Source organism: Brevundimonas sp. RM1, from assembly GCF_052907225.1.
Genome location: NZ_JBRERY010000053.1, coordinates 1 through 3,206, shown reverse-complemented (window position 1 = coordinate 3,206; position 3,206 = coordinate 1). Strand labels below are relative to the sequence as shown.

General features: G+C 70.9%; 1 protein-coding gene and 1 pseudogene. Both read left to right on the top strand.

What is annotated here, in order from left to right:
- The first annotated feature begins 129 nt into the window (after nt 1–129).
- Nucleotides 130–1,689 (top strand): Y-family DNA polymerase, encoded by a 1,560-nt coding sequence (locus ACU5AP_RS16070; RefSeq protein WP_446681538.1) that lies wholly within the window; start codon nt 130–132, stop codon nt 1,687–1,689.
- Nucleotides 1,686–3,206: pseudogene (locus ACU5AP_RS16065) on the top strand (error-prone DNA polymerase); the annotation flags it as partial. The gene ACU5AP_RS16070 and the pseudogene ACU5AP_RS16065, both read left to right, overlap by 4 nt.

Below are 3,206 nucleotides of genomic sequence, written 5' to 3'. Positions count from 1 at the left end.
GATGGTCGGTAGCGTCCTGCGCGTCAGAACCTCTGGAAGGCGGAGCGCCGGGATGGCCGTCTTTTTCGGCGACCCTGCTGCGGCGGCGCGGCGGCGGGGCGACCGGAACCTGGATCATGGAGTGGGATCGTGAACAGCGAACCTTCCGCCCGCCCGCGCCGCTATCTGGCGGTCTGGTTCCCCTGGCTGCCCAGCGACCGGCTGCGGCGTCAGGAGCAGCGGGACGACGCGCCGCCTGAGGATGCGCCGCCGGTCGTCCTGGCCGAGAAGATCAAGGGCGCGCTGCGGCTGGCGGCCGTCGATCCGGCCGCGGCGCGGGCGGGACTGACCCCTGGCCTGACCCTGGCCGACGCGCGGGCGCGGACTCCCGCCTTACGCGTCGTCGCCCACCGGCCGGACCTCGACGACGCCCTGCTGGGGCGGGTGCTGGAGGATTTCGGCCGCTTCACCCCCATGATCGCGCTGGACCCGCCGCGCGGCCTGATGCTGGACGTGACCGGCTGCGCCCACCTGTTCGGCGGAGAGACAGGCCTGATGCGGACGGTTCAGGCGCGGGCCGAACGCGCCGGACTCAAAATTCGGTGCGCCCTGGCCGGCACGCCCCAGGTCGCGCGCGCCCTGACCCGCTTCGGCTCCGGCGGTCGGTTCGAGCCCGGCCAGGACCGCGCCGCCGCGCGCCGCCTGCCGGTCGCCGCCCTGGAGCTTTCGGACAAGGAGGACGAGGCCCTGCGCCGTCTGGGCCTGAAGCGGCTGGGCGATCTGGACGACCGACCTCGCGCCCCCCTGGCCGCCCGCTTCGGCGCCGACTTTCCCGCCCGTCTGGCCCGGGTGCTGGGCGACGAGGACATGCGCATCACCCCGCATCGTCCGCCCGCGCCCGTGGTCGTCGACCGCGTCTTCTTCGAGCCGATCTCGGCGCCCGAGGACATCGAGCGGGTCCTGTCCGACCTGCTGGTCGAGACCATGGACCGGCTGGACCAGACCGGTCTGGGCGGCCGCGCCTTCGAGGCCGGCTTCTATCGCGTGGACGGCGAGACCCGCCGCATCGTCGTCCGCACCGGCCGCCCGACCCGCGACGCTGCTGCAATCCTGCGGCTGTTCCGCGAGCGGATCGCGGCCCTGGCCGCCCCGCTGGACCCCGGCTTCGGCTTCGACCAGATGCGGATGTCCGTGTCCTGGACCCAGGCCCTGGCGCCGACCCAGCAGGGGCTGGAACGCGAGACGCCCGGCGAGGAGGCCTTCAGCCGCCTGATCGACCGACTGACCGCGCGTCTGGGGCCGGAGGCCGTGCTGCGCTTCGAGCCTTTCGCCTCGCACATCCCCGAACGCGCCGCGCGACTGGTCCCGGCCGCCGCCCGTCATGGCGACGAGACCTGGCCCGACCTCGATCCCGACGACCCGCCCTTGCGGCCCCTGCAGATGTTCGACCCGCCCCAACCGGTCGAAACCCTGGCGGAGGTGCCCGACGGCTATCCGCTGAAGTTCCGCTGGCGCCGCGTCCTGCACGAGGTGACGCGCGCCGAAGGGCCCGAGCGGATCAGCGGCGAATGGTGGCGCGCGCCGAACCAGCGCACCCGCGACTATTACCGGGTCGAGGACCGGGAGGGCCGTCGCTTCTGGCTGTTCCGCCAGGGCCTTTATGGCGAGACGCCTGAACCGCGCTGGTTCATCCACGGCCTGTTCGCATGAGGCGGCTCGAGCCCTGCGGCGTCTACGCCGAGCTGGCGGCGGCCAGCAACTTCTCCTTCCTGCGCGGCGCCTCGCATCCCAAGGACCTGGTGCTGACGGCGATCCTGCGCGGCCATGCCGGTCTGGGGCTGGCCGATCACAACACCGTGGCGGGCGTGGTGCGGGCCTGGAGCGCGCTGAAGGAACTGCGGGTCGAGGGCCTAGCCCCGCCGGACAAGGTGCGCGAGGGCGGCGGTCCCGGAGAGATCGCCTTCATCGAGGACCCGTTGAACGATCCGGCCCTGTCCGAAGAGGTGAAGCGCCGCGCGGCCGACTTCCGCCTGCTGACCGGCGCGCGGCTGGTCTTCGACGACGGGACACCGGACGTCATCGCCTATCCGGAGACGCGGGCGGGTTGGGGCCGTCTGACGCGCCTGCTGACCCTGGGCAACCGCCGGGCCAGAAAGGGCGAGTGCGAGATCGGCCTTCGCGACCTGCTGGCCGATCCGGAAGACCTGCTGCTGATCCTCATGCCGCCGGACCGGCTGACAGGACTGGAAGAGGTGCTGGCCCGCATGACCGAAGCGGCGCCGGGCGCAGTCTGGCTGGGCGCCGTCCTGCACAGGCGCGGCGACGACCGGCGGCGGCTGGCCCGGCTCAAGGCCATGGCGGATCGGGTGAAGGTTCCTCTGCTGGCGCTCAACGACGTCCTCTACGCCGCCCCCGATGACCGCGACCTGCAGGACGTCCTGACCTGCATCCGCGAGGGTGTGACCATCGAAACCGCCGGCCGCCGGCTGGAGGCCAACGCCGAACGCTGGCTGAAGCCCGTGGACGAAATGGCCCGTTTGATCCGGGATGCGCCCGAAGCCATAGGCGAGACGACCGCCTTCCTGTCGCGCGCGACCTTCGACCTGTCCGAACTCAGTTATCAATACCCGGAAGAACCGGTCCCGCCCGATTGGACGCCACAGGCATGGCTGGAAGAGTTGACCGGCCGTCACGCCGCCATGCGTTACCCCGACGGCGTTCCCGAAAAGGTCCAGGCCCTGCTGGAGAAGGAACTGGCCTTTATCGCCCGCAAGGACATCGCCCCCTATTTCCTGACCATCTTCGACATCGTCCGCGTGGCGCGTGACAAGCGCATCCTGTGTCAGGGGCGCGGCTCGGCCGCCAACTCGGCGGTCTGCTACGTCCTGGGCATCACCTCGGTAGACCCGGCCGAATCCGACCTGCTGTTCGAGCGCTTCTTGTCCGAAGACCGTAACGAACCGCCCGACATCGATGTCGATTTCGAGCATGAGCGGCGCGAGGAAATCATCCAGCATATCTATGAACGCTATGGCCGCCATCGCGCCGGCATCGCCGCCACCGTCATCCACTTCCGCCCCCGCAGCGCCATCCGCGAGGTGGGCAAGGTTCTGGGCCTGACCGAAGACGTCACCGCTCGTCTGGCCTCCAGCCACTGGGGCAGTTGGGGGACGGAGATCGGCGATCGCCACGTCGTTCAGGCGGGACTGGATGCAGCCAATCCTATG